Here is a 25,224-nt window from a genome sequence, read left to right as displayed (position 1 = left end):
CGCCGTGCTTCAAAAGCGTGGAGGAAATCGATTCCGATTGCCGGGCAGATGCGCTAGGAAAACATCAGAGTGGACTGTCCGCCGCTCCTGGCCGTGGTTTGTGGCGCCGGAATGGCATGGATGTGAATGGCAGTGGATATGGACGATTTTTGGGTGTTTGGCTACGGTTCGCTGATGTGGAACCCCGGCTTTGCCTTCGAGGACAAGATGACAGCCCGGGCGTTCGGTTATCGGCGCTCGCTCTGTGTCCGCTCTTTCGTGCACCGGGGAACCCCGGAACGCCCCGGTCTCGTGCTCGGTCTCGACCATGGCGGTTCCTGCCGCGGCATGGCATTCAAGGTGGCCTTGAAGGACAAGGAAGACGTTATCGGCTACCTGCGCGAGCGTGAACTGGTCACCCATGTTTATCTCGAGCGCACCATGCCGGTCTTGCTTGCAGACGGCCGCCGCGTCGCAGCTCTCACCTACACGATCGACCGCGGTCATGCGCAATATGCCGGCGCGCTGAGCGCCGAGGACGCAGCCGCGACCGTGGCCGTTTCCCATGGGAAATCAGGACCCAATACGGATTATCTGGTCAACACGCTTGCCCACCTGAAGGAAATGGGCATTCGCGATCATTGGTTGGAAGAGGTGGCTGCTCTCATCGAGAGGACGAAGCATTAGGCTTGAGCGCCCAACTCCTTGAGCTCTTTCAGGCGCTGGACGGCCGTCGGCGGCAGCGGGACGTGCGGATTGTTCTTCACCGTCTCCACCAGCAGCGCATCGCTGGCAGTTTCCATCACGTCAACGAGCCTCTTCAGGAACACGTCCGGATCGAGCCCTGCTTCGATCGGCGGCAGGATCTGCACCTTGAAATGGCCGGGATACCGCAGGAACTTGCGGCGCGGCCAGAACAGACCCGGATGCATGACAACGGGCACGACGGGCATTTTCAGGTCGCGGTAGAGCCTCGCAATACCATATTTGTACTCGGGTGGAGCGCCGGGCGGACGGCGGGTACCTTCGGGGTAGATGATCAGCTGACGGCCTGTCGCCATCTCGTCATGGGCGCGTTTCATTACCGCCGCCATCACCTTGCCGCGTGCGCCGCGATCGACCGGGACCATGCGCTGCTTTTGGATGTACCAACCAAAGAGGGGGATCCAGACAAGCTCGCGCTTCAAGATGAAGAAGGGATCGGACAGCCAGGGCAGGAGCGCATAAACGTCCCAGAACGACTGGTGCTTGGGGGCAAAGATGTATCCATCCTTGGGAATGTTCTCCAGGCCTTCGATCTCGAACGTCGTGCCGACGATGACCTTGAACAGCCAGTGATTGCTGCGCGCCCAGTTTTTCGGAACGAACCATGAGGTCTTGCGCGGCGCCAGGAAGTAGAACGGCGTCATCACGACCATCTGGAGGATCAGGTTGATGTAGAACACGATGTTGAACAGGACTGAACGCAGGATGATCATCGGCAGGCTTTCGCAGCAAAAAGGTTGTCCCGCTGCCTACACGAATATTCCGGCAAGGAAAACAGCTGGGTTCGCGAGATCCGGCAGGATGTCTATTGCTTGCTACCGGCGTCTTTCGTTTCGGTGCGCAGTCCGCTTGCCGGATGAGCGCCCAGCGCATCGCGCGCCGACGCGATCGTCAGCTTGAGATATTCCAGCAGGATCGTCTTCAACACCATCGGATTTGCCAGCCAGTTGGTGCTTTTCAGGTCGGAATTGACGACGGGATAGGCGATGAATTCGATGCCCGGATTGGCCCGGCGCAGTTCCAGCAGGCTGCGCGGCATATGGTAGTTGTTGGTGACGACCAGAATACTGCGGTAGCCGTTGTCGCGGATCCAGTTCGCCGTCTCGTTGGCATTGCCGATCGTATCGATCGCATCATGGCCGATATCGACGCAGCACTTGAACAGATCTGCCGAACTCTGGGTGTTGCGGCGAATCTGGCCGCCTGTCGTCGACGGGTGGACGCCCGAGATCAACAGCCTTTTTCCGGCACCAGTCTGCAGCAGCTCGACAGCCTGGTCGATCCGCTGGAAGCCTCCGGTCAGAACAACGATCGCATCGGCCTTCGGGTTGGCTGGCGGTTGCAGCGAGGCGACCGAATCGGCAAAATAGAGAAAGCTGGCTGCGGCAAGACCGGCAATCAGCAGCAGCACATAAAACGTTACGCGCACGATCCTGCGGCGAAGGCTTACATGCCGTCGCACCAGCGCTCCCCTCCGCCGTGTTTCGCCGTTGTCGCTCATTGCTGTTCCGGCTGCTCCGCTAGAATCAGGACCGCTTCCGATTCTTCCATAGAAGCAGATTGCGGCAACGGATGGATGCAGGACAAAGCAATCATGACGATCAGGTCTGATTGCCGTCGATGCGAGCCGGGTCCGACCGGATCAGATCGATCTCGTCGATGGTCCGCATCACCGTGAAGCGGGCCGTGAGCGTCGTGAGCAGCGCGATGACAATCATGATGGCGGCAATGCCAAGATAGCCGGTAAAGCCGATGGAGAAGCTGCCGAACATGGCCGTCGTCTGGTCGCTCTGCGGGGTGGCCAGCGAGCGCGATTGCCAGAAGCCCGCGATCGCAAAACAGGCCGCTGCCAGAAGCCCGCCTGCGCCTGCGCCCTTCAGGCTGATCTTCAAGAAGTGCTTCTGGAACTCGGAAGCGACGAACCCGGCCTCCGCGCCGACGAAATGCAAGACCTCGACGATGTGCCGGTTGCCCGACAGCGTCCCGCGCGTGGCAAAGATCACGGTCAGCACCATCGCGGAAAACACCAGCACCAGGATGCCGGTACCGATCAGGGCCGTTGTATGCGCCATCGCCACCAGCCGGTCGACCCAGGTGCGGTGATCGTCGAGATAGGCTTGCGGAATGGTCTCCGTCAGCATCGTCCGCATCGCCGCAAAGTCCGGCGGGTTCTGCTCGTCGATGGTGATGATCACGAGGCGTGGCACCGGCAGGTCGTCAAGATCGAGCCCGGCTCCCAGCCACGGCTCCAGCAACCGTGCGGTCGCTGCCTTGTCGACGATGGTGCCGTTGGTGGTGCCCTCGAAGGTCAGGGCAAGGTCGCGGGCGTCGGCCAGCGCCTTTTCCATGTCGAGCTTTTCGTCCGGCTTGATCTGAATGGTGATCTCGCGGGAAATCTGGCTTTCCCAGCTTTGCGCCGTCGAGCGCACCATGCTGACGGCACCGAGCGTTAGGCAGGCGAGGAAGGCCATGATGGCGATGACCAGCACCAGCGCATTGCCGGAGACGTTTGCGGGCGGGACGATCGGCGCCGTTGGACGCACACGCAGCGATGCCTTGCGCTCCTGCGGCGCGGTCTGACCGGCGTGATTGCTGGCGGGCGCTTCACTCATAGATATCGAGCCGCCCTTGGGAAAGAATCATCCGCCGCGCTTCGACCTGATCCATCAGCGAAAGATCATGGGTGGCGATGACGACAGCGGTACCGAGCCGATTGAGTTCGAGGAACAGATTGAGCAGGCGGCGCGCCATCGGCGGGTCGACGTTGCCGGTCGGTTCGTCGGCAAGCAGAATTTCCGGCCGGTCGATCAGCGCGCGGGCAATGGCTGCGCGCTGTTTTTCTCCGCCGGAAAGAACTGGCGGCAAAACATTGATGCGCTCGCCAAGTCCGACCCAGCCAAGCAGTTCGAGAACGTCGGAGCGGTAGGACGATTCGTCTTTGCCGCGCACGCGCAACGGTAGAGCGACGTTCTCGTATGTCGTCAGATGATCGAGCAGGCGGAAATCCTGGAAAACGATGCCGACGCGGCGGCGCAGCATTGGCAATTCGTCGCGGGGAATGGTCGAGATGTTGCGGTCGAACATGCGGATCAAGCCGCGTGTCGGCTGCAGCGATAAAAACAGCAGCCGCAGCAGCGTCGTTTTGCCGGCACCCGAAGGGCCGGTCAGGAACTGGAATGATTTCTTGGGAATGTCGAAGGTCAGGTCGCGGAGAATTTCCGGGCCCATTCCATAGCGCAATCCGACATTTTCAAAATGAATCAACGGGTCAGTGTCCAGCTTCTCTTCAATCCAGCATGCCACCTGTTCGCGGCAGGCTGATGGCCCTTGTTGCAGCATATGGCGCGATATTCGCTGTTACAGCGCCAACATGGTTAAACAGTAGTTAATTTAGCGTGAAAACACGCACTCTGGCAGCGCCGTTTTCGAAGCATTAACCATTTAGGTTTACGTCTGAGAAAGGTTTGTTTCAATGCCCGATTCTGGCCTGTCGATGCCCCGGGCATTCTGGCGCGGCCAGCGTGGCTGCGAAGGAGAGACGATGAACGCTTTCCGTTCCAACGGCACCGCAACCCGCATGGATTTTCTGCCGCCTGAGCGGCGGGGGCGGGCCACGCCCGCAAGGGGCATGCCCGATCGCACCAATATCGTCGATGCCGAATTCGAAACCGTGACGGCAAATGGCCGGCGTAACGTCTATCCCGTCTTCAACGACAATCGGATGCGCACTGCAGTCCCGGCGAACCAGAACCCGCATCGTGTAGCATCTGGGTTCGGGCGAGTGGTGAACCATTTCGAGCGCCTGCTCCAGACGGCATCCCCCAAGGCATTTGCCGTCCTCGTCACCTGCCTGTGTGCCCCGGTCTTCGTGCTGTTTGCCAGCCTGCCCCAGTACCAGCCCGATATTGCCCCTGTACAGGCATTGTCGATCAGTGATGTCACCACATCGCTCAATGATGCCAACGGCATGAAGATCCTGTCGGTCTATGGTGCAGTCAAAAATCAATCCGATGCACCGAAGATGGTTCCCCCACTCCTGGTCGATGTGGTTGCCAATGGACATCGGCGGACGGCCACGCGGATTGAGCAAGGCCAGGCTGTTCTGGCCCCCGGCGAGAGCCGCCCGTTCTCGACCCGTCTCCTACACACAGGTGGAAAACTGCCGGGCGTGGCCGTTTCCTTCGGCCAACCGGGTGATTCGGCGCCCTGACTGTGCTAAGCGGCTAGGTTCCGGAGGCATAAAACGCAGTCTCCATTTTTATTTCTGGAGACCATTCCCATGCCCGTCGTTCGTGGAAAGAACATCGATCCGCTTTATACTGCCGAGGTCATTTCGGCGCGAAACGTTGAAATGGCGGAAGAAATTGCCAAGGGACCGCTCAATGACCTCCTGGTCATCGCCGTCCTCAAGGGCTCGTTCATCTTCGCCGCCGATCTCATCCGCGCGATGCACGCCGTCGGCCTTGCGCCGGAAGTCGAGTTCATCACGCTGTCCAGCTATGGCACAGGCACGGTGTCGCAGGGCGTCAAGATCATCAAGGACATCGACAGCGACGTGCATGGCCGCGATGTTCTGCTGATTGATGACATTCTTGAGTCGGGCCGCACGCTGCGCTTCGCCAAGGAACTGATGCTGGAGCGCGGCGCAAAATCGGTGACAATCGCCGTTCTGCTCGACAAAAAGGTCAAGCGCCAGACCGATCTCGAAGCCGATTATGTCGGTTTCGAATGCCCCGACTATTTTGTCGTCGGCTACGGTATGGATGTGGCCTATGCTTTCCGCGAGCTGCCGTTCGTCGGCATTGTCACTGGCGATGCCGAATAATCATCCGCCTGTGGACAGTCCCTGATCTGGCCATCCGCGTTTACGGAAAACAAACAAAACTCTGGTGGTGTTGACCCGCAGCCTGTGCTGCGGGTCAGGGACCGGATGCCGTCATGGCAAACGTCCCGGCAGAGCTGTTGCCGAAACGGAGGCCATGATGGCGAAAATCCTGATTACCGAAGATGAGGACGGCCTGCGCCGTTTCGTTGCCCGCGCCTTGCAGCTGGATGGTCATGAGACCGTCGAGGCTGCCGATGGCGCCGAGGGCCTTGCCTGCCTTCAGGGCGATAGATTCGACCTGCTGCTTTCCGATATCCGTATGCCCGTGATGGACGGTATCGAGCTTGCCCACCAGGCATCAGCCGCCTTTCCGGCATTGAAGATCCTGTTGATGACCGGCTATGCCGAACAGCGCGAGCGGGCCGACAATCTGACCGGCAAGGTTATCGATGTGGTCTCCAAGCCGTTTTCGCTGCCGGATATTCGCAAGGCCGTTGCCGTTGCATTGGCGGCTTGAGCGGCGTCGGCTTTAGACTTTCCGGTCTCACAATTTTTCTTGTTTTCATTATCCCTAAAATTATTAAAGTGAGATGCTTTATTAATGGTTCGTTGCTGAGGGGCGTGATGAAGAAAGCTATGGTTCTTTTTCTATTTCCGTTTTTCTTGGTGGGATGTACGCAGGCAACCGGCCACAAAGGCCCGAAAATATACCAAACGGAACCCCGTCCCGGGAAAATTCAAAGCGGGATCAAGGTTCTGGTTGATGATAACTCGTGTGGCGCGGGTAAAATCAAACAGGTGACCGGCGGAAATATGAGATTGGGCCTGGACCGGAAATACGCCTGTATCAGCAAGCCATTCTGAGAAGCCGGCGAAAATGTCGGTGCTTTAGGCCTGTTCTTGCGCCGCTCTGGCTGTGGAGCGGCACCGCATCTTGATGCGGCGCGTTTGGGAGCTGGCCTTCACCGAATATCCAACAGCCTTTCCAGATATTGCCGCTCCGTCTCCGGCGACGAGTTGGTGCCAAGGCGGCGGCGGATTTCGTCGAGGATTTCGCGGGCGCGCTGCGTATCGATTTCATCAGGCACCTTGACTTGATCGCCAAAGTCCGGCCCAGCGTTCTGCTGGCGGCGGCCCAGTGGGTCACGGCCGTTCTGGCCATATTGCGGCACGCCCTGGCCTTGCCCGGGGCCTTGGCCCTGGCTTTGCATCTGTTGCATCATGTCCTGCGCGCCATCACGCAGCGCCTGCAATGCGCGGCCCTGGCTACCGACAGCCTGTTCGCCCTGGCCCTTGCCGAGAGCGCCGGAAGCGCCCTTCATTTCGCGGCCAGCCTCGCCAAAACCCTTGCCGGGCTTGATGCCCATGCCTTCAAGGCCCTTCTGCAATTCACCAAGCTGCTTGCCCAGCTGGTCCTGCTGCGCCTGCATGTCTTTTAGCGCCTGCTTCAGTTCTTCCGCCGTCATATTGTCGAGCGGGCCGGGCTGCTGGGCATTTTGATCCTGCTGCTGGCCGGGTTCCTGCGGCATCTCCTGGTCGAAGAGTTCATGGTCCTCTCCCTCCAGCGGATCGCCGCGCTGCATGCGGTCGCGCAGGGCCTGATCGTATTTGAACGTCTCGTCCATCAGTTGCTGCTGCTCCTGCATCAGCTGGCCGAGCTTGTCCATCTGCTTGCGCATCTCGCTGTTTTCCTGGCCCTGCTGCTGTTGCTGAGGCCGGCCGGCCTGGAGATTGTTCATCATGCGCTGCATTTCCGACAGCATCTGGCGCGCCTGATCCTTGGCGCCGGATTTGGCGAGGTTTTCGATCTGGTTCATCATCTTTTCCAGATCCTGCTGACGCAGCACGTTGTTCTGGTTGGGGTTGGCCGCCACTTGCGGGTTCTTTGCCGCCTGCTTGGCCAGCGCCTCCATGTAGTCCTTCATGGCGTCGCGCAGTTCCTGCATCAGCTTGGTGATTTCTTCGTCCGATGCGCCTCTTTCCAGCGCCTCGGACAGCTTCTGCTGAGCATCGCGCAGCCGCTTGTCGGCCAGCGCCATGTCGCCACCTTCGATGCCGAGTGCGATATCCCAGAGATAGGCTGCTGCATCGCGCAGCATGTCGTCATTGCGCGAAAGCGCCATGCGGGTTCGGGCCGATTGCAGAAGCAGGAAGTGCGTCAGGTTCGGGATGGTTTCGTCGGGCCGCACCGAGAGGGCGTCGTTAAGTTCAATCGCGCGTGGCAGATCGTTGGCATTGAGCGCAAACACCTGCCGCTCTTCGGCGACCGCTCCGGCCAAAGGTTCGAAGAAGGGACGGGCGGGCAGAATCATGTCCTGTGGCACACTGCGGCCTTCCTGTCCGGCGGCATCCTTGGCAACCAGCGTGACGCGGACGCGCTTTCCAGAAAGCGGGTGTTCGCTCAAGTTGCGGCTGGTCAGCCCCTTGGCCTCGCGGGCGTTGCGCTTGGGCAGATCGAGGCGGTATTCCGGCAGGGGATAAAGCGGCCGCGCATCGGCAGCCTGCTTGTCCAGAGGGACGATTTCGGCCCAGGCATCCTGGATGCCGTAATCGTCCTTGGCTGCAAAACCAATTTCGAGCGCAGCGTTGACCGTAGTGCGCGGAATGCCGTCGAAGGCAATATCCGGAACGCTGTCGGGGATCACCGTGAAGGCCCATTGTTCGCCACCAACAAAGAGCGAACCGTCCTTGGTGATCTTCATCATATGGGTGTCGCTGCCGGGTTTTGCCGGATCGGCAGCAGCAGCTACCACAGGTACTTTGCCGTCCTTGCCGGGTTTGGCCGCCTGTGCGGCGATTACCAGCGGTTGGGCCGCGCCGTCTTCCAGATACGTGACGGGCGTGCCTTCACCGCCGCTGGTGATGCGCACGGTCAATTCGCTGAACTGCGGGATACGCAGCGGCTCTGCGCTGCCGGCAATCTGTTCAGCGCCCTGCCTGTCCGTCAGAAAAACCGGCGCCCTGCCAGTATAGGCAGGCGGCGTCACCCAGGCATCAATGCGCACATCGGGTATCGCGGCGATCTGCTGCGGCGGGCGGAAGGCATCGGAAATCAGACCGGCGCGGTTTGAGTAGGAATAGGCAAAGGCAACGCAGGCAAGCAGCACCGGAACCGCACGCAGGCCATAGCTGTCGGTGCGGGCGATGTCCGGTTTGGGCAGTCCAGCTTGTAGCGAACCGATCATCCGCGCCATGCGGGTCTGATGCTCCTGCCAGAGCGCCTGGCCGAAGGCGCCGCTGGTGGCCGGTTGATCGTCCTGAACTCGGATTGCCTGATGCGGCAGGTGGTTGCGCTCCTCCAGCATCCGGTCGGCCTCGGTATTGCCGGGAATGCGGATGCGCAGCAGCGGGATCAATACGGCGACGAAGGCAGCGGCAAAGGCTATCAGGGCGGTGACATGCAGCCAGCCGGGGGCGGTGCGGAAGAAACCGAACCAGGCGGCGGAGAGAAACAGCAAGACGATGGCAATGAGCGGCAGGGCGCGGGGCGCCATCTGTTCGGCGATAAGGACGATACGCGCAAGCGTCCGCTTGACCGCAAGGCTTCGCATGAAGCCTGCCGCCGCCGTCGAGCTGTCCCGCCGGATTTCCGTCATCCGTTCCCTTTCAACGTTTGAAACGTACCGCGAAGGATAACACTCTTTGTGGCGAAGACGAGGGCGGCAACGCAATCGTGATCGATTTCGGTGGTCCGCCGCGGTGCTATCAACAACGCCGGACCGGGAGCTGCTGAAAGGCCGTCAGTCGAGCCAGTCAGGCACGGAATCCAGCCCGATCAGGTCCTCATAGGTCGTGCGCGGACGAATCACGTGGAAGCGATCGCCGTTGACAAGAACCTCGGGCACCAGCAAACGGCTGTTATAGGTGCCTGCCTGCACCGCACCATAGGCGCCGGCGGTACCTATCGAAATCAGGTCGCCGGGCTTCGGCATGGCCATTTCCCGGTCGAGCGCCAGATAATCGCCGGTCTCGCAGACCGGACCGACAATGTCGGCCTTGATACGCGGCGCGTTGGCGGCGGAAATCCGCACCGGCTGGATTTCGTGATAGGCGTCGTAGAGCGTCGGGCGGATCAGGTCGTTCATGGCACCATCGACGATGACGAAGGTCTTCGAGCCGCCGTCCTTCACGTAGACGACTTCCGTCACCATTATGCCGGCATTGCCGACGATCAGCCGGCCGGGCTCCATGACGATCTTGCAGCCGAGTTCGCGCAGCTGGTCCTTGACGATCGTCGCGTAGGCGTCGGGCAGGGGCGGCGGGTTGTTGTCCAGCTTGTAGGGCACGCCAAGGCCGCCGCCAACGTCGACGTGATCGATGTTGTGGCCGTCGGCGCGCAGGGTATCGACCAGCTCGCGCAACAGTTTGAAAGCGTCGGCGAAAGGTTGCAGCTCGGTGATCTGGCTGCCGATATGCATGTCTATGCCGGTCACCTGAATACCGGGCAGGGTCGCGGCATGGGCATAAACGGCGCGGGCGCGCTCATAGGCGATGCCGAACTTGTTTTCTTTCTTGCCGGTCGAAATCTTGGCATGGGTCTTGGCGTCGACATCCGGGTTGATGCGGAAGGACACATGCGCCTTCTTGCCTTCGCGCACGGCGCGGGCATTGAGCACTTCCAACTCCGGCTCGGATTCGACGTTGAAGCAGTAGATACCGGCGTCGAGCGCCAGGTCCATTTCGGCGGCGGTCTTGCCGACGCCGGAAAACATGATGCGGCTGGCCGGGATGCCGGCTGCCAGCGCCCGGCGCAGTTCGCCGCCGGATACCACGTCGACACCGGCGCCCAGACGGCCGAGCGTCTTCAGTACGGCTTGGTTGGAATTGGCCTTCATGGCGTAACAGACCATGGCGTCAATATCGGAAAATGCCTTGGAGAAGACCGAGTAGTGCCGTTCCAGCGTTGCGGTAGAATAGCAGTAGAACGGGGTTCCCACCGCCTTGGCGATGTCGATGACGGAGACGTCTTCAGCAAACAGAATGCCGTCACGATATTCGAAATGGTTCACGAGTGTGCTCTGTTACAGGAGGGGATCAAGGAAGAAGGGCTTGCCGCGCGCTTCGTCCTGTTTTTCAACGCTGCCGGGTACCGCCTTGGTGTTGATCGGAGCGGAGGAGCCCGGACGATCGAGGTCGCCCTTGCGCCCGCAGCCGGACAGCGTCAGGCCGGCAATGGCAAGGACTGCAAGCAGAATGGTGGTGTTTCGTGACAGCATCGATGGTTCCCGGTCCGGGCAATCAGCCCTTCTTCGCAAATTCGCCAAAACTCATAACGGCTTTTCGGGGCATTGTGCACCCTGAATCGTATTCTCAGTTGCGGGTCCGCCACCAGGCAATCTGCTTCCTGACTTCGCTCGGCGCTGTGCCGCCAAATGATGTGCGGCTGGCAACCGAAGCCTCGACCGTCAGCACGCCGAACACCTTGTCGGTGATATCCGGATGGATCGTCTGCAGGTCTTCGAGAGAAAGTTCAGCCAGTTCGCAGGCCTTCTGTTCGGCCAGCGCCACGGCGCGGCCAGTGACGTGGTGGGCGTCGCGGAAGGGAAGCCCCGCTTCGCGCACCAGCCAGTCAGCAAGATCGGTAGCGGTGGAATAGCCGGAGCCTGCAGCGGCCTTCATCCGGTCAGCACGAATGGTCATGTCGCGGACCATGCCGGTCATCGCTGCAATTGCCAGTTCCAGGCTCTCGGCGCTGTCGAAGACCTGTTCCTTGTCTTCCTGCATGTCCTTGGAATAGGCGAGCGGCAGGCCCTTCATCACGGTCAGAAGCGCGATCAGCGAGCCGTTGATGCGGCCGGTCTTGGCGCGTACCAGTTCGGCAGCGTCCGGGTTCTTCTTCTGCGGCATGATCGAGGAGCCGGTCGAAAACGCATCCGACAGGCGCACGAAGCCGAATTGCGGTGTCGACCAGATGACGATTTCTTCGGCCAGCCGCGACAGATGCACGGCGCAGATCGAGGCGATTGACAGGAATTCCAGCGCGAAATCGCGATCCGAAACGGTGTCGATCGAATTGCGGGTCGGCTCGCGGAAACCAAGCGCCTTGGCGGTCATGTGGCGGTCGATCGGAAAGCCGGTGCCGGCGAGTGCTGCAGCACCGATCGGGCTTTCGTCCATATGCTCGATGGCGTGGCGCACGCGCTGGCGGTCGCGGCCGAACATTTCGACATAGGCCATGCAGTGATGGCCGAAGGTCACCGGCTGGGCCGTCTGCAAATGGGTAAAGCCTGGCATCACCGTCTCGGCGTGCTCTTCGGCGCGGTCGAGGAAGGCCGCGATCAGGCTCGTCAGCATTCCCTCGCATTTTTGCAACTCTTCCTTTACCCACAGGCGGAAGTCGAGCGCCACCTGGTCGTTGCGCGAGCGCGCTGTGTGCAGGCGTCCGGCGGCCGGGCCGATCAGGGTTGCAAGCCGTGCTTCCACGTTCATATGGATGTCTTCGAGCCGGCGGGAGAATTCGAACTGGCCGCTTTCGATCTCTGACAGGATCGTGCTCAGGCCGTGAACGATCTTGTCTTTATCATCGGCCGAAATGATGCCTTGATGCGCCAGCATGGTCGCATGCGCCATTGAGCCGCGGATGTCTTGGGCGAAAAGCTTCTTGTCGAAGCCGATCGAGGCATTTATCTCCTCCATGATCGCCGCCGGTCCTTGAGCAAAGCGACCGCCCCACATCTGGTTGGAGCTTTTGGTTTCAGAAGTGCCGTCAGCCATGAAGATGCCCGCCCTGGAGAATGACCCGTTTTGGAAAATGAAGTAAACGACAAGAAGAAACGCTTTCCTCCTGCCAGACTGGTAATGATCGCTGCCCTTGGAGGCGTGATCGCCGGTGCGGCAGCGGTATACGTCAGGGAAAGCGGGTCTGGCAATGGTGTGGCGGTGGAAACCGCAGACGCCAAGATCTGCGAAGCGGCAAAAGGCAAGGTTGCGGCCATCACACCGTTCCTCAAGGGCCAGGTCGCCGCGATGGCGCCGGTCAGCGAGCCGCGCTCCATGTCCAGCCTCAGTTTCAAGGGCAAGGATGGCAAGGATCTGACGCTTGCCGATTTTGGCGGCAAGACCGTGCTGCTCAATCTCTGGGCGACATGGTGCGGCCCTTGCCGCGAAGAGATGCCGGCCCTCAATGCGCTGCAAAAGGCTGCGGGGAGCGACAAGTTCGAGGTGGTTGCCGTCAATATCGATATCGGTGACGATGAGAAGCCGACGGCATTTCTCAACGAAACCGGCGTGCATGACCTCGGCTATTACCGTGATGCATCGATGGGCGTTTTCAATTCGCTGAAGAAGGAAGGCCTGGCCTTTGGCCTGCCTGTCACGCTGCTGATGGACGACAAGGGTTGCCTGATCTCGTCGATGAACGGGCCGGCCGCATGGGATAGCGACGATGCCAGGGCGCTGATCAAGGCCGCCGCCGGCGGGGTTTAGGCCTTTCAAGCACCCTGACGGATGCCAGCGGTCTGGAACCGCTGCCGGTATTGCGCCGGGCTGAGGCTGGTGATCCGCTTGAACAGGCGGCGGAAGAACGTCGGGTCTTCGTAGCCGACCTCGGCGGCAATGCCGTCGATGCTGTCACGGGTGGTTTCCAGCATCTGCTTGGCTTCCTCGATGCGGATCGCCTGCACATAGTCGACCGGCGTATAGCCGGTCGCATTGGTGAACCGCCGCTTGAAGGTGCGTTCGGCAAGACCCGATTGCGCGACCATCCTCGTCACCGGGTTTGGCTCCGGATAATGATCGGCAATCCAGGTCTGGCTTTCAGCGATCACGGCATCGTCATGCTGGCGCGGACGCGTCATCGCGGCAAAGGGTAGTTGTCCGCCACTGCGATCGCCGATCAGAAAGATCTTTGCGGCACGCATGGCCTCTGCGGATCCGCAATAGCGGCCAATCAAGTACAACGACAGGTCCTGCCAGGAGGATGCGCCACCGGCGGTGAGTAGCCGGCCCTCATGGCCGCTGTCGCAAAGAATACGGTCGGGCCGGAAGCGAACGCGCGTATAGCGGTCGCGAAACAGTTCTGCCGCACTCCAGTGCGAAGCGGCGTCGCATCCGTCGAGAAGGCCAGCCTCGGCCAGCAGAACGGACCCGCTGCAGGTCGAGCACACCAGCGCACCTCTCGCAAGGGCTGCGCGCGCCCAGGCAATTTCCTCCGCCCATCGGCCCTCAGGGCTACCTCGCAGCGGCAACTCGATATCGCAGACGATTACCACATCGGCGTCATTGTCGTCGCTGATTGATGCCTGCGGTGTGATGGGAACGCCGATGACGGATTGGAAAGGCTCTGCAGTCTTTGCAACGATGCGGGGGACGATGCCGCGGACCTTCTCCGTCTCGCCGGTCAATTGCGGCCAGATTTTTCCAACCGAACCAAGCACTTCATAGAGCCCGTAGACGGCCATCGGCGCGGTTTCCGGCAAAACCAGAATACTGATGCGCAGCGGCGGGGGCGTGAACTGTTTTGGAAACATGATGGCAATTTGGCACGTATGCCCCGGTTTTGTCCATCCTGCCACTAAAGGGCGCCACTGTAAGCAGCTAGGGTTCCCGCATATTCAACACCGCACAGAGAGCAAGCCCATGACAATTCAGCATATCGATCACGCAACCATCGTTTTTGAACGCACTCTTGCCGCGGCACCGGCAGAGGTCTTTGCTGCCTGGTCAAGCCGCGAGGCACTTCTTGACTGGAGCGCACCGGGGGACGGGTGGGAGATGGCCTATCAGGTCTTCGAATTTCGCGCTGGTCATACCGATGTCCTGACCTTCGGCCCGTCTGGCGCGAAGCCGTATGTCAACACGGTCCACTATCATGCCATTCGCACCGATCAATTCGTCCTCTCTTCGAGCACCGTGTCGCATGAGAACGGCATGCTTTTCGCCGGTACGGTCTTGCTGGAACTGGCCCCGGCGGCCAACGGTACGGATCTGAGGCTGACCGAGAGCGGTTTCTATTTCGATGGGGATAGCCCGGAAGGGCACAAGGAAGGTTGGGGCGCGATGCTCGAAGGCTTGGTCGCCTATCTTGGCCGCACTGCTGCAGCCTGAATCCCGCGTCGTTCAACATGGAAGGATTTTTGAGATGAAGTACTATTTCTCTCCGGGCACCAGCGCATTGGCAGGCCACATCGCCCTTCTTGAAGCCGGGTTTGAGCCGGTGCTGGTCAAGGTCGACATCATGACGCGGACGCTGGAGCGTCCGGGAGACTATCTCGCCGTCAATCCGAAGGGCTATGTGCCGCTGCTTGAAATCGAAGACGGCGTGCCGCTGACGGAAACCGTGGCGATCCTCGATTGGATCGATCAGCACACTACTGGCCACGAAGGAGCAGGAGGAATGGAGCGGCACCGGCTGATCGAGACGTTGGCGTTTCTGTCGACCGAAGTGCAGAGGCCGTTTGCCTTCTCCTTCTTCCTGCCGGGCGACGAAGCGGTCGCGATGCTGCGTGGCATGGTCGAGGAGCGCTTCATCCTGATTGCCGGACAGATCGCCGGGCGTTATCTGCTGGGAGACCGGTTCAGCGTGGCCGATGCCTTGCTCTATGTCACCTTGCGCTGGGCGCGGATGGTCGAGATGCCGGTTCCTGAAAGACTGCTTGTCTATGTCGCCGATGTGGAGGCCCGGCCTGCAGTTCAGCGCGCATTGCGGGCGGAGGGGTTGCTATAGACTTGCTCTCGCCAGAGCTCGCTCAGGCGCTCATGAGGAAAGTGACGCGGCTCTTTTTTCTTGGCCCGGGCGCAGCCATGTCCTTCGCCGCCATCGCGAGGATCGCTGCGGCCGGGACCGGGCGGGAATAGACAAATCCCTGTCCCTCCCGGATGCCCAGCTGCAGAAGCGCAGTGATCTGTTCTTCCGTCTCGATACCCTCGGCAACGACAATCATGCCGAATTTCGTTGCGAGCCCGGCCAGCATCTCCACCAGTTCCGACGATTTCCGATCGAGCGTGACCCCGTCGATGAAGAATTTGTCGATCTTCAGGTAGTTGGCACCGAGCGCATAGATTGCCGAAAGCCCGTTATGACCCGTGCCCGCATCATCGATGGCAACGCGCAGGCCCGCATCGTTCAGTTTGCCGGTGACGACCGCTGCCCGTTTCTTGTCGGCAATGGCCTGCCGTTCGGTTACCTCGACCACAAGCGCACGGTGGGGAAGGTTGAAGCGGGTGGTGTTGGCGACCAGGTTCGTGACGAAATCATCAGCCAGATACTGGTCAGGCGTGACGTTGAAGGTCAGCTTGAGTTGTGTTTGTACTTCGAGAAGCCCGCCAAGCTGCTCTCCCGCTTGTCTGAGCAGTTCCATGGTCAATCGCTCGATCCGGCCGCTGCTTTCGGCAAGCGGAATGAAGGCCAGTGGCGGGATCATCGTGCCGTCCGGCTTGATCCAGCGCGCCAGCATTTCGAAGCCAAGAAGCTCCCTGTCCTCAAGACCGAAAATCGGTTGGAAATAGGGTTGGATCTGACCGCTCGACAAGGCCCGGTCGAGGTTGTCGAGGATGGATGTGTTGCGCATCATGCCGCGGGCGGCAAGAAACCCGAAACCCAGGCCGAAGGCCGCTGCAGCGGCGATCATCTGTGGTGATAGCGTCTGGTTCCAATGGCCCAGCGCGGCGGCATCGATCTTCATGCTCAAGGAGATGGGATACTTGGTGGACGTCTCAGTGAAGGTGACGAGACCGGCACTCTCGGTGGACCACTTGCGCTCGGGGCGATAGGTGGCAAAGGAGGAGCCATCTTCAAGGGTCAACTGCATCAGCGCGCTTTCACGCAGTTCCTGTGGCAGGATACCAAAGAGCAAGCCGCCTGTTGCGAGAACCTCGACGATATTTTCGTGCTCGCCATACTGCCAGCGAACGCCGAGACCTGCCCACCCCGGAAAACCAAGCGAAAAGAGCGAGTAGCCGGGACTGTTGGTCCGGTTGGGCTTTGCGTTCGTGATCGACTGTTCGAGCGCCTCGTCCCTTTCATCATGGCTCCAGCAGATGCCATCCTTCGTTTCCAGCCGGATGTTCTTCATGATGCTGGAGCCGTAGAGCGCCTTGGTCATCGCCGCCGGATCGACGGTTGCGCAGGATGTACTGCGGTTGACGATGACGTCACTCATTTTCATGGTGGCGGAATCGATTGCCAGTTCTGTGCGCACCACCGTGTCGGTGGCGATCTGGCGCAGTTGCTTCTCGTTCCACGAGGTGATGAAAGCCGAATGAACGTAATACAGAACGCCGACAAACAGGCCGGCAAAACACAGCATGAAGGCTGCGAAGCGAAGTTTCTGCTGAACTGTCATGGCCCGGCCTTTTTGTGAGGTCTGGACCGTGACGGAAACAGGTTAAGATCGCTTGAATGTTCTACTGCTGATTTAGTGGCGATCGCAGGTTAGCGTGTCGGGACAGGAACTTCGCCACGGTAGTCGTAGAAACCACGGCCGGATTTGCGGCCAAGCCAGCCGGCCTCGACATATTTGACCAGCAGCGGGCAGGGGCGGTACTTGGAATCCGCCAGGCCATCATGCAGCACCTGCATGATCGACAGACAGGTGTCGAGACCGATGAAATCGGCTAGCTGCAACGGTCCCATCGGGTGATTGGCGCCGAGCCTCATCGCCGTGTCGATGGCATCGACGCTGCCGACGCCTTCATAGAGCGTGTAGATTGCCTCGTTGATCATCGGCAAGAGGATGCGGTTGACGATGAAGGCCGGAAAGTCTTCGGCAACGGTGATCGTCTTGTCGAGCGTTGCGACGAATTCCTTGGCGGTGGCAAAGGTGCCTTCCTCGGTGGCAATGCCGCGGACCAGTTCGACCAGCTTCATCACCGGAACCGGGTTCATGAAGTGGATGCCCATGAAGCGTTCCGGCCGGTCGGTCGCGGACGCGAGCCGCGTAATCGACAGGGAAGAGGTATTGGTGGCAAGGATGGCGTCGGCTTTCAGCACCGGACAGACCTGGCCGTAGATCTTGCGCTTGACGCTTTCGTCCTCGGTTGCAGCTTCGATCACCAGATCCATCGGCGACAGATCGTTAAGGTCGGCCGAGCCCTTGATCAGCGACAGCGCCTTCTTGCGCTCCTCGTCTGTCAGCTTGCCGGAGGAAACCTGACGCGCCATGTTACCGTTGATGGTCGCAAGACCGGCTTCAACGCGGTCGGCCGAAATGTCGTAGATATGCACCTTGTAGCCGGCCGAAGCCGATACCTGGGCAATGCCGCAGCCCATTTGTCCAGCGCCAACAATTCCGACATTCTTGATCATCGAGCCGATTTTCCATCATCCATACGAAAGGGCGATTGCGCTTCCGTTCGTGCAAAAAGCAAAGCGCCCGTTGGGGCGAGGTATTTAGATGCCAGTGATAAAGGCATCGCGCCCAATTTTCCAGCCTTTATTCGAGGTGGAGGTCATTGTGAGTTAAGGAAACGCATTGCTTCTAAAACGAAAAACGGCCGTGCAGAGTTGCGCGGCCGTTGGTTGTATTCTCGAAACGCTTAGAGCGCTTTTTCAAGCTCCGGCAGGATGGTGAAGAGATCACCGACGAGGCCATAGTCTGCAACCTGGAAGATCGGGGCTTCCTCGTCCTTGTTGATGGCGACGATGACTTTGGAGTCCTTCATGCCGGCCAGATGCTGGATGGCGCCGGAGATGCCGACCGCGATATAGAGCTGCGGGGCAACGACCTTGCCGGTCTGGCCGACCTGCCAGTCGTTCGGCGCGTAACCGGCGTCAACGGCAGCGCGCGAGGCGCCGACGGCGGCACCGAGCTTGTCGGCGACAGGCAGGATGACCTCCTGGAACTTTTCCGAGGAGCCGAGTGCGCGGCCGCCGGAAATGATGATCTTGGCCGATGTCAGTTCCGGACGGTCCGACGAGGACAGGGCGTCCTTGACGAAGGTCGACAGGCCCGGATTGGCGGCGGCCGAGATGGTCTCGACCGATGCCGAGCCGCCTTCGGCTGCCGAGGCAAACGAGGCCGTGCGCACTGTGATCACCTTCTTGGCTTCACCGGACTGAACCGTCTGGATGGCGTTGCCGGCATAGATCGGCCGCTTGAACGTATCGGCCGAAACCACTTCGGTGATTTCCGAGATCTGGGCAATGTCGAGCAGGGCTGCAACGCGCGGCAGAACGTTCTTGCCGGTCGAGGTGGCGGCCGAGATGATGGTGTCGTAGGAACCGGCCAGCGACACGATCAGGGCTGCCAGCGGTTCGGCCAGATTATTGGCAAGATCGCTGCTGTCTGCGAGCAGCACCTTGGAAACGCCGGTGAGCTTGGCAGCTGCATCGGCTGCAGCCTTGGCACCCGAGCCTGCCACCAGCACATGCACGTCGCCACCAATCTTGGCAGCAGCCGTCAGCGCCTTGGCGGTCTGGTCGGAAAGCGTTGCATTGTCGTGGTCAGCCAGAAGAAGAATGGCCATGATGTTAGTCTCCTTATTCTGGATGTCTTAAAGGACGCCGGCTTCGTTCTTGAGCTTGTCAACCAACTCGGCAACCGTCTTGACCTTGATGCCGGCCTTGCGGCCCGAGGGCTCCTCGGTCTTCAGAACTTTCAGACGCGGTGCGGTGTCAACGCCGAAATCGGCCGGGCTCTTCTTGTCGAGCGGTTTTTTCTTAGCCTTCATGATGTTTGGCAGCGAGGCATAACGCGGCTCGTTCAGGCGCAGGTCGGTGGTCACCACCGCTGGCAGCTTGATCTCGATGGTCTGCAGGCCGCCATCGACTTCGCGGGTGACCGCAGCCTTGCCGTCACCGAGTTCAATCTTCGAGGCAAAGGTGCCCTGGGCCCAGCCGAGCAGCGCCGACAGCATCTGGCCGGTCTGGTTGCTATCGTCATCGATCGCCTGCTTGCCGACAATGACCAGGCCGGGCTGTTCGGCTTCCGCCACGCCCTTGATGATCTTGGCAACGGCCAAAGGCTCGACCGCATCGTCGGTCTCGACCAGGATTGCCCGGTCGGCGCCCATGGCAAGAGCGGTGCGCAACGTTTCCTCGGCCTTGGCCGGTCCGACGGAGACGACGACCACTTCCTCGACCTTGCCGGCTTCCTTCAGCCGCAGCGCTTCCTCGACCGAGATTTCGTCGAATGGGTTCATCGACATCTTGACGTTGGCAAGCTCGACCCCCGTGCCATCCGGCTTCACCCGGATCTTCACGTTGTAATCGACGACACGCTTGACGGTGACCAGAACTTTCATGATGTCCTTCCTTACGAAACGTTTGCGAGAAAATGCGCTTTAACGCAGCGGCCTGATTGTCGGTTGGCGACATCGATACGCGTTTTTTCTCCAATTACAATCTTTGCCCATTGCTCCCCCGCAAGATTGCCATGGGAAAAATACTAACGTTTACGTGCGCGTCAATAATTAATTGGAAGAATACAATCATCTTCTGCAGGGCCTCGATGGCTTGCTGTTGTGCTTGCTCGACTAATGCGCTGTTTTCAATCAATAACCTCAGTCTTTTGGCGTCTGTCGGGTTAAGATCAGGTGGGCCTGCCCCAAGGCGTGGGCTTCTTGATCGTCTCGGCAACAGCGGGTGGCGCCCCCGTCGTTGCTGCTTCAACATGCCGCACGGCGCGCGGCGTGACGATCGTACGGTCGAACAGCGGTACGTCGCGGCGTCGCAAAATGACCACCAGGATCAACCCGGCAATGATGCCGCCGACATGCGCGCCCCACGAAACGTCTCCTTCCGGATCGATGAGCACCATGAAAAACTGTTGGCCGATCCAGAATGCCAGTGGAATAAAGGCGGGCAGGGGCAGGGGAATGCGGAACAGCACCAGCACCCAGACGCGCACTTTCGGATGCAGCAGGAAATAGGCGGCGACGACGCCGGAAATGGCGCCTGATGCGCCGATCAGTGGCGCCTGCGATTCCGTGTTGATCAGACCGTGCGTGAGGGCACCGGCGGCTGCGCAGAGAAGATAGAAGATGAGGAAACGGAAATGCCCCAGCGCATCCTCGACATTGTCACCGAAGACCCAGAGGAACAGCATGTTGCCGGCCAGATGCCAGAAGTCGCCATGCAGGAAGGAGTAGGTGAGGTAGGTGACGTCATCGGGAACCAGCACGAGGTTGGGCGCCAGATGCGCATAATCGAAGGCGATGGCGGGAATGTAACCAAGGCCCATCGTTGCGGCATTGGTGAATTCTTCCGGTACCAGCAGCGGCCCGGTCAGCAACCAGACGAGCGTATTGATGGCGATCAGGCTGATCGTGACATACTGGACCTTGATATGCTTGAGGGAATTCGCGTCGTGCAGCGGTATGAACATAGGCGCGTCAGTCTCTCGAAACGGTGATGAGCGTCAAGCTTATCTGTTTTTTCCGGGAACCCAAAGCACATCCGATTTACCCTTGCCGTTGGTCCAGCGGGCGGCGACGAAGAAGAAATCCGAGAGCCTGTTGACATAGGCAAGCGCTTCGCTGCTGACGATCTCGCCGTCCATCCGGGCAAGGTCAACCATCAGCCGCTCTGCCCGCCGCGCCACGGTGCGGGCGATGTGCAAGGTGGCTGCGGCACCGCTGCCGCCGGGCAGGACGAACGAGCGCAACGGATCGAGATCGGCGTTCAGTTCGTCGATTTCGGTCTCCAGCCGGGTCACTTGCGCTGCGATAATCCGCAGCGGCTCATAGGCCAGCGTCTCGCCGGTGTCAGGCGTCGACAGGTCGGCGCCGAGGTCGAACAGGTCGTTCTGGATGCGCATCAGCATCGCGTCGAGCGTGGCAAGTTCCTGGGTATGCTGGCGTGCCAGCCCGATGAAGGAATTGGTCTCGTCGATCGTGCCATAGGCCTCGACGCGCAGGTCGCTCTTCAGGCGGCGAGGGCCGGTGGCCAGCCCCGTCGTGCCATCGTCGCCGGTCTTTGTGTAGATCTTGTTGAGTTTGACCATGCTCAGCGGCCGCCGCCGGTGAGCCACAGGGTCAGCATGATCAGGACGATCGCCACCGCCTGCAGGAACACGCGGGCCTGCATCAGCTTGTTGGACGTATTGCCGTCGCCACCCTTGGCCATATGGACAAGGCCGCGGACGAGAACGATGGCGACAAGGCCCATGACGAGCAGTGTCAAACCTGTGAGAAAACTATGCATGTGACTTACCCTTGCCTTTCAGCTCAGCCGAGGCGGCCGATAAAACGATAGAACAGCCCGGCCGGCAGCAGTTTCTTCAAAAGCGCACCCTGTTTGGCCGGCTGCGTCACGATGTAATGCGGCTTCGGCCTCTTCGCGGTCAATGCGCGTTTCAGCACAGTATACACCGCATCGGGCCCGAGCTTGCCTCTGGCCGGGGTACTCTCGCCCTTCAGCCTCCGCAGCTGCTTTTCGTATTCCACCGCATGAACCGATCCCTTGAGATCGATGAAGCGCTCGATATTGATCAGCGCATTGGCGGTAAAGCGCGAGGTGATCGGTCCCGGCTCGATCAGGCTCACTTCGATACCGCTGCCTTCAAGCTCCATGCGCATGGTGAGTGTCAGGCCTTCCAGGGCGAATTTCGAAGCATTATACGCGCCGCGCCACTTATAGGGAACTATTCCCAGAATGGATGAGCACTGGACGATGCGTCCGTGGCCCTGTGCCCGCATTGCCGGGATGACCCGCCGCGTCAGGTCGTGCCAACCAATGACATTCGTTTCCATCTGCAGCCGCAGCGCCTCCACCGGCAAGTCCTCGACGGCACCCGCCTGGCCATAGGCGCCGTTGTTGAACAGGGCATCCAGTCTGCCGCCGGTGCGGGCAAACACGTCATCGACAAGTTTGGATATGGTGTCCGGTTTGGTATAATCCATCAGGAAGGCTTCGATGCCGTCGTTTTCGAGTGCAGCCAGATCCTCCGCCTTCCGGACCGTGGCAAAGACCCGCCAGCCGTCCTTCAGGAGCGCGCGGGCGCACCAGGCACCGATGCCGGACGAGCAGCCGGTGACGATTATCGAGGGACGGTCGGTCATAATGGATCGTTTCCTGTAGAAATTGCTGCCCGGTTTCCCATATTCATGAACGGGTTACAATCGCAGTCGCATGATCAGACAGTTGGAGAGAGAATGCCGGCCTTCATTCGCATAGCCTGGAAGGTCGTCTTCGATGCCGTCTGGCATTTCAGTGAAGACGATGGCTGGGCCATGGCGAGCCATGTGGCGCTTTCCACCCTGCTGGCGATCTTTCCGTTTCTGATCTTCGGAACCGCGCTCGGCAGCTTTCTGGGGGCTGACCAATTCGCGACGACAGCCGTCCATTTCATTTTCGATACTTGGCCTGAATCGATCGCCAAGCCGATTTCCGATGAGGTCGTGCGGGTGCTGACCATCCCGCGTGGTGGTCTTTTGACAGTGTCGGTGCTGGCTGCCGCCTATTTCGCGTCCAATGGTGTCGAGGCCTTGCGGGTCTCGCTCAACCGTGCCTATCGGGTGGCGGAAAGCCGTCGCTGGTACAAGACACGCGTTGCAAGCCTTGCCTTCGTTCTGGCTGGCGTCCTTGTTCTTGCGATCGTCAGCCTGCTGCTCGTCGCCGTCCCGCTCGCCATCCGCTATGCCGGAACTTATCTCCCCTGGTTCAATGGCCTCCTGACCATGATCGACAGCTGGAGCCTTGTCGGCGTTTTTGTCATGCTGACCACCGGTCTCATCGTCAGCCATCTCTGGCTGCCGGATGGGCGCCGCAAGATCATGGACGTCCTGCCGGGTATCATCCTGACGCTGATCGCCTGGTCGATCGGCGCCTATGTCTTTGCGTCCTACATCACCACCTTCGCCACCTACGTCTCCACCTATGCCGGCCTCGCCTCGATCATGATCGCGCTGGTCTTTCTCTATATCGTCGGGGTCATCTTCATCCTCGGCGCGGAGATCAACGCGGCGATCATGAAATACAAGGTCAAGCGCATGGTGATCCGCCACATCATGGGGCGCAGGCAGGAGGAGGTGAAGGCGGATACAGCACCGGAGGAGGCTGAGTCCCCCCGGCAAAACGTCCTATAGGATCATTGCCCGGATATCATCAGGCGTCTTGCCAGCGTCGCGGAATGCGGCGATGCCGGTGTCCCGGTTGCTCTTCGACAATTTGCGGCCGTCCGGCCCTGGGATCAGCCGGTGATGATGATAGATGGGTTCCGGCAGGTTCAGCAATCTTTGCAGCAACCGGTGTACGGCCGTTGCGTGGAAAAGGTCCCTTCCGCGGACGACATGGGTTACCCCCTGCAAGGCATCATCAACGGTCACCGCCAGATGATAGCTCGACGGTGCATCCGAGCGCGACAGCACGACATCGCCCCAGGCGGCCGGGTCGGCCGGGATCATGCCGGTTTCTCCATTAGGCCCCGCGCCAGTCTCCTGCCAAGTCAAAGGCGCTTTCAGCTCAGCCATTGCCCTTCCCATGTCCAGCCGCCACGCATGTGGCTTGCCACTGGCAAGCAAACGTTGCCGGGCATCGACCGATAGTTTGCGCTCTTCGCCGGGGTAAAGCGGCGCGCCGTCCGGGTCGCGTGGCCAGCTCTTGCCATCCGCCTCGAATTCCGCAACCGCAGCCTTGATCGCGCCGCGTGTCAAAAAGGCCGGATAGACGAGACTCCTATCTATCAACTGGCCGAGCGCCTCCCGGTAAAGATCGAGATGCTCCGATTGCCTCCGCGCCGGTTTTTCCCAATCGAGCCCCAGCCATTCCAGGTCCTCGACGATCCCGGCTTTGAATTCCGGCGTGCACCGGGCAATATCGATATCCTCGATCCGCAGCAGGAAACGTCCGCCTTCTGCCTTTGCCATGTCATGATTGAGGATTGCCGATAGCGCATGGCCAAGATGAAGCTGGCCGTTCGGGCTTGGCGCGAACCGGAACACCGGTTGTTTTGACACAGTTTTGTTCATAGTTTCTTCTTGGCATGGAAGCGGGCTTCCAGCCATTGATTTTGCCCTTATATAGACCGGACGCCGGTGGCGCAGCGGAGGGGTGGAGATGCGGATCATCCGCACGCACGAGGATATCAATGCGGGCCTGAGCGGGCTGGTCATGCTCGACGCGCGGCTGGAGCATGTCGTGTCGAAGGCCGGCCCGGTGCCGCTGCGCCGCGCCGATCCCGGATATCGTGGCATCGCCAATATCATTGTCTCGCAGATGGTCTCCAAAGCCAGCGCCGCCGCCATCTGGAACCGGATGGAAACGGCGCTCGGCAGCATCGATGCAGCCAGTGTCACGGCGATGTCCGATGAGGACTGCCGACTGGTCGGCCTGTCGCGCGCCAAGGCCGACACGCTTCGGCTTGTCGCCCGCGCGGTTCTTGCCGGCGAACTCGATCTGGAGGCGATCTGTTCGATCGAAGGCAGTGCGGCAATCCGCGAAATGACGGCGATCAAGGGCGTCGGCCGCTGGACGGCGGAGGTCTATCTGCTGTTCTGCGCCGGCCACCCCGATGTGTTTCCGGTTGGAGACGTGGCGCTTCAAAATGCCGTCGGTCACGCATTGATGCTGGAGATGCGTCCGTCGGTTCGCGAGCTTGATTCGCTGACCGAACTCTGGGCACCCTGGCGCAGTGTCGCCGCGCGTCTGTTCTGGGCTTATTATGCCACGGAAATGCGCCGGGACGGCACGCCGGTGGCCCTTTAAGTCAAAAAGCGAATCTTTTGTTCCGTTTTTGCTTTTGGCTTCACAATCCTGACGCAACGGGCCTAATATAGAA

The 25,224-nt window shown here is 60.1% G+C and carries 28 protein-coding genes; 10 read left to right on the top strand and 18 right to left on the bottom strand.

Features of this window, described 5'->3' with window-relative positions; all coding sequences use genetic code 11:
• Window positions 1–126: 126 nt before the first annotated feature.
• Window positions 127–666 carry a gamma-glutamylcyclotransferase gene (locus ASD36_RS22280; RefSeq protein WP_060506410.1) on the top strand — a complete coding sequence of 180 codons (540 nt, stop codon included), beginning with the start codon at window positions 127–129 and terminating at the stop codon, window positions 664–666.
• On the opposite strand, the gene ASD36_RS22275 is transcribed toward ASD36_RS22280, so the two are convergent.
• From ASD36_RS22275 to ftsE, 4 genes are all read right to left on the bottom strand, one after another.
• Window positions 663–1,457: a 1-acyl-sn-glycerol-3-phosphate acyltransferase gene (locus ASD36_RS22275; protein ID WP_060506409.1), complete on the bottom strand. Its 795-nt coding sequence runs from the start codon at window positions 1,455–1,457 to the stop codon at window positions 663–665. The two genes, ASD36_RS22280 and ASD36_RS22275, sit on opposite strands and share 4 nt — an antisense overlap.
• 92 nt (window positions 1,458–1,549) lie before the next feature.
• Entirely contained in the window at window positions 1,550–2,245 is a 696-nt protein-coding gene (locus ASD36_RS22270; protein ID WP_060506408.1) for a YdcF family protein, read from the bottom strand.
• Between the two features lie 100 nt (window positions 2,246–2,345).
• Entirely contained in the window at window positions 2,346–3,356 is a 1,011-nt protein-coding gene (locus tag ASD36_RS22265) for an ABC transporter permease (protein WP_060506407.1), read from the bottom strand.
• A complete protein-coding gene (ftsE, locus tag ASD36_RS22260; protein ID WP_060506591.1) occupies window positions 3,349–4,008 on the bottom strand; it encodes a cell division ATP-binding protein FtsE in 660 nt (219 codons plus the stop codon). Before ftsE ends, ASD36_RS22265 begins: the two co-directional genes overlap by 8 nt.
• Before the next feature lie 277 nt (window positions 4,009–4,285).
• On the opposite strand from ftsE, the gene ASD36_RS22255 reads away from it, so the two are divergent.
• From ASD36_RS22255 to ASD36_RS22240, 4 genes are all read left to right on the top strand, one after another.
• Window positions 4,286–4,954 (top strand): hypothetical protein, encoded by a 669-nt coding sequence (locus ASD36_RS22255; RefSeq protein ID WP_156393905.1) that lies wholly within the window; start codon window positions 4,286–4,288, stop codon window positions 4,952–4,954.
• Between the two features lie 69 nt (window positions 4,955–5,023).
• Window positions 5,024–5,569, top strand: a complete 546-nt coding sequence (gene hpt / locus ASD36_RS22250; protein ID WP_060506405.1) for a hypoxanthine phosphoribosyltransferase — start codon at window positions 5,024–5,026, stop codon at window positions 5,567–5,569.
• Between the two features lie 157 nt (window positions 5,570–5,726).
• Window positions 5,727–6,086: a response regulator gene (locus ASD36_RS22245; protein WP_060506404.1), complete on the top strand. Its 360-nt coding sequence runs from the start codon at window positions 5,727–5,729 to the stop codon at window positions 6,084–6,086.
• The gene (locus ASD36_RS22240; protein WP_060506403.1) at window positions 6,083–6,433 is read left to right on the top strand and encodes a DUF6719 family protein; all 351 of its coding nucleotides are present in this window, start codon (window positions 6,083–6,085) and stop codon (window positions 6,431–6,433) included. The genes ASD36_RS22245 and ASD36_RS22240 overlap by 4 nt, the downstream gene beginning before the upstream one ends.
• A gap of 98 nt (window positions 6,434–6,531) precedes the next feature.
• Here ASD36_RS22240 and ASD36_RS22235 read toward each other — a convergent pair whose 3' ends face one another.
• The 4 genes from ASD36_RS22235 to argH all read right to left on the bottom strand — a co-directional run bounded on the left by ASD36_RS22235 (window position 6,532) and on the right by argH (window position 12,283).
• Window positions 6,532–9,165, bottom strand: coding sequence for a TIGR02302 family protein (locus tag ASD36_RS22235; protein WP_060506402.1), 2,634 nt, complete (start codon window positions 9,163–9,165; stop codon window positions 6,532–6,534).
• Window positions 9,166–9,309: 144 nt separating this feature from the next.
• On the bottom strand, window positions 9,310–10,578 hold the full coding sequence (gene lysA / locus ASD36_RS22230) for a diaminopimelate decarboxylase (protein ID WP_060506401.1): 1,269 nt from the start codon (window positions 10,576–10,578) through the stop codon (window positions 9,310–9,312).
• Between the two features lie 12 nt (window positions 10,579–10,590).
• A complete protein-coding gene (locus ASD36_RS22225) occupies window positions 10,591–10,785 on the bottom strand; it encodes a lipoprotein (RefSeq protein WP_060506400.1) in 195 nt (64 codons plus the stop codon).
• Window positions 10,786–10,879: 94 nt separating this feature from the next.
• Window positions 10,880–12,283 (bottom strand): argininosuccinate lyase, encoded by a 1,404-nt coding sequence (gene argH, locus ASD36_RS22220; RefSeq protein ID WP_060506399.1) that lies wholly within the window; start codon window positions 12,281–12,283, stop codon window positions 10,880–10,882.
• Between the two features lie 84 nt (window positions 12,284–12,367).
• Here argH and ASD36_RS22215 point away from each other — a divergent pair, with 84 nt between their 5' ends.
• Window positions 12,368–12,994 (top strand): TlpA disulfide reductase family protein, encoded by a 627-nt coding sequence (locus ASD36_RS22215; RefSeq protein ID WP_060511911.1) that lies wholly within the window; start codon window positions 12,368–12,370, stop codon window positions 12,992–12,994.
• Between the two features lie 5 nt (window positions 12,995–12,999).
• On the opposite strand, the gene ASD36_RS22210 is transcribed toward ASD36_RS22215, so the two are convergent.
• Complete coding sequence (locus ASD36_RS22210; RefSeq protein WP_244482362.1) at window positions 13,000–14,037, bottom strand: helix-turn-helix domain-containing protein; 1,038 nt, start codon at window positions 14,035–14,037, stop codon at window positions 13,000–13,002.
• A gap of 109 nt (window positions 14,038–14,146) precedes the next feature.
• On the opposite strand from ASD36_RS22210, the gene ASD36_RS22205 reads away from it, so the two are divergent.
• On the top strand, window positions 14,147–14,614 hold the full coding sequence (locus tag ASD36_RS22205; RefSeq protein ID WP_060506398.1) for an SRPBCC domain-containing protein: 468 nt from the start codon (window positions 14,147–14,149) through the stop codon (window positions 14,612–14,614).
• Window positions 14,615–14,648: 34 nt separating this feature from the next.
• On the top strand, window positions 14,649–15,233 hold the full coding sequence (locus ASD36_RS22200) for a glutathione S-transferase N-terminal domain-containing protein (RefSeq protein ID WP_060506397.1): 585 nt from the start codon (window positions 14,649–14,651) through the stop codon (window positions 15,231–15,233).
• A gap of 22 nt (window positions 15,234–15,255) precedes the next feature.
• Here the strand turns inward: ASD36_RS22200 and ASD36_RS22195 are convergent, their stop codons facing one another.
• From ASD36_RS22195 to ASD36_RS22160, 8 genes are all read right to left on the bottom strand, one after another.
• Entirely contained in the window at window positions 15,256–16,851 is a 1,596-nt protein-coding gene (locus ASD36_RS22195) for an EAL domain-containing protein (protein WP_060506396.1), read from the bottom strand.
• An 89-nt stretch (window positions 16,852–16,940) separates the two neighbouring features.
• Window positions 16,941–17,813, bottom strand: a complete 873-nt coding sequence (locus tag ASD36_RS22190; RefSeq protein WP_060511838.1) for a 3-hydroxybutyryl-CoA dehydrogenase — start codon at window positions 17,811–17,813, stop codon at window positions 16,941–16,943.
• Between the two features lie 230 nt (window positions 17,814–18,043).
• The gene (locus ASD36_RS22185) at window positions 18,044–18,973 is read right to left on the bottom strand and encodes an electron transfer flavoprotein subunit alpha/FixB family protein (protein ID WP_060511836.1); all 930 of its coding nucleotides are present in this window, start codon (window positions 18,971–18,973) and stop codon (window positions 18,044–18,046) included.
• Between the two features lie 27 nt (window positions 18,974–19,000).
• Window positions 19,001–19,750, bottom strand: coding sequence for an electron transfer flavoprotein subunit beta/FixA family protein (locus ASD36_RS22180; RefSeq protein ID WP_060506394.1), 750 nt, complete (start codon window positions 19,748–19,750; stop codon window positions 19,001–19,003).
• Between the two features lie 287 nt (window positions 19,751–20,037).
• Window positions 20,038–20,832: a rhomboid family intramembrane serine protease gene (locus ASD36_RS22175; protein ID WP_060506393.1), complete on the bottom strand. Its 795-nt coding sequence runs from the start codon at window positions 20,830–20,832 to the stop codon at window positions 20,038–20,040.
• Between the two features lie 39 nt (window positions 20,833–20,871).
• A complete protein-coding gene (locus tag ASD36_RS22170) occupies window positions 20,872–21,450 on the bottom strand; it encodes a cob(I)yrinic acid a,c-diamide adenosyltransferase (RefSeq protein ID WP_060506392.1) in 579 nt (192 codons plus the stop codon).
• A gap of 2 nt (window positions 21,451–21,452) precedes the next feature.
• Window positions 21,453–21,650, bottom strand: a complete 198-nt coding sequence (locus tag ASD36_RS22165; RefSeq protein ID WP_037099680.1) for a twin transmembrane helix small protein — start codon at window positions 21,648–21,650, stop codon at window positions 21,453–21,455.
• Between the two features lie 23 nt (window positions 21,651–21,673).
• Window positions 21,674–22,507, bottom strand: coding sequence for an SDR family oxidoreductase (locus tag ASD36_RS22160; RefSeq protein WP_060506391.1), 834 nt, complete (start codon window positions 22,505–22,507; stop codon window positions 21,674–21,676).
• A gap of 93 nt (window positions 22,508–22,600) precedes the next feature.
• On the opposite strand from ASD36_RS22160, the gene ASD36_RS22155 reads away from it, so the two are divergent.
• Window positions 22,601–23,533: a YihY/virulence factor BrkB family protein gene (locus ASD36_RS22155; RefSeq protein ID WP_060506390.1), complete on the top strand. Its 933-nt coding sequence runs from the start codon at window positions 22,601–22,603 to the stop codon at window positions 23,531–23,533.
• Here ASD36_RS22155 and gluQRS read toward each other — a convergent pair.
• Entirely contained in the window at window positions 23,528–24,415 is an 888-nt protein-coding gene (gluQRS, locus tag ASD36_RS22150) for a tRNA glutamyl-Q(34) synthetase GluQRS (RefSeq protein ID WP_060506389.1), read from the bottom strand. The two genes, ASD36_RS22155 and gluQRS, sit on opposite strands and share 6 nt — an antisense overlap.
• Before the next feature lie 88 nt (window positions 24,416–24,503).
• Between gluQRS and ASD36_RS22145 the strand changes: the two genes are divergently transcribed.
• Window positions 24,504–25,151, top strand: coding sequence for a DNA-3-methyladenine glycosylase (locus ASD36_RS22145; protein WP_060506388.1), 648 nt, complete (start codon window positions 24,504–24,506; stop codon window positions 25,149–25,151).
• The last annotated feature ends 73 nt before the right edge of the window (window positions 25,152–25,224 follow it).

Source organism: Rhizobium sp. Root1334, from assembly GCF_001426665.1.
GTDB lineage: Bacteria > Pseudomonadota > Alphaproteobacteria > Rhizobiales > Rhizobiaceae > Pararhizobium.
This window is presented reverse-complemented; position numbering and strand designations above follow the sequence as displayed.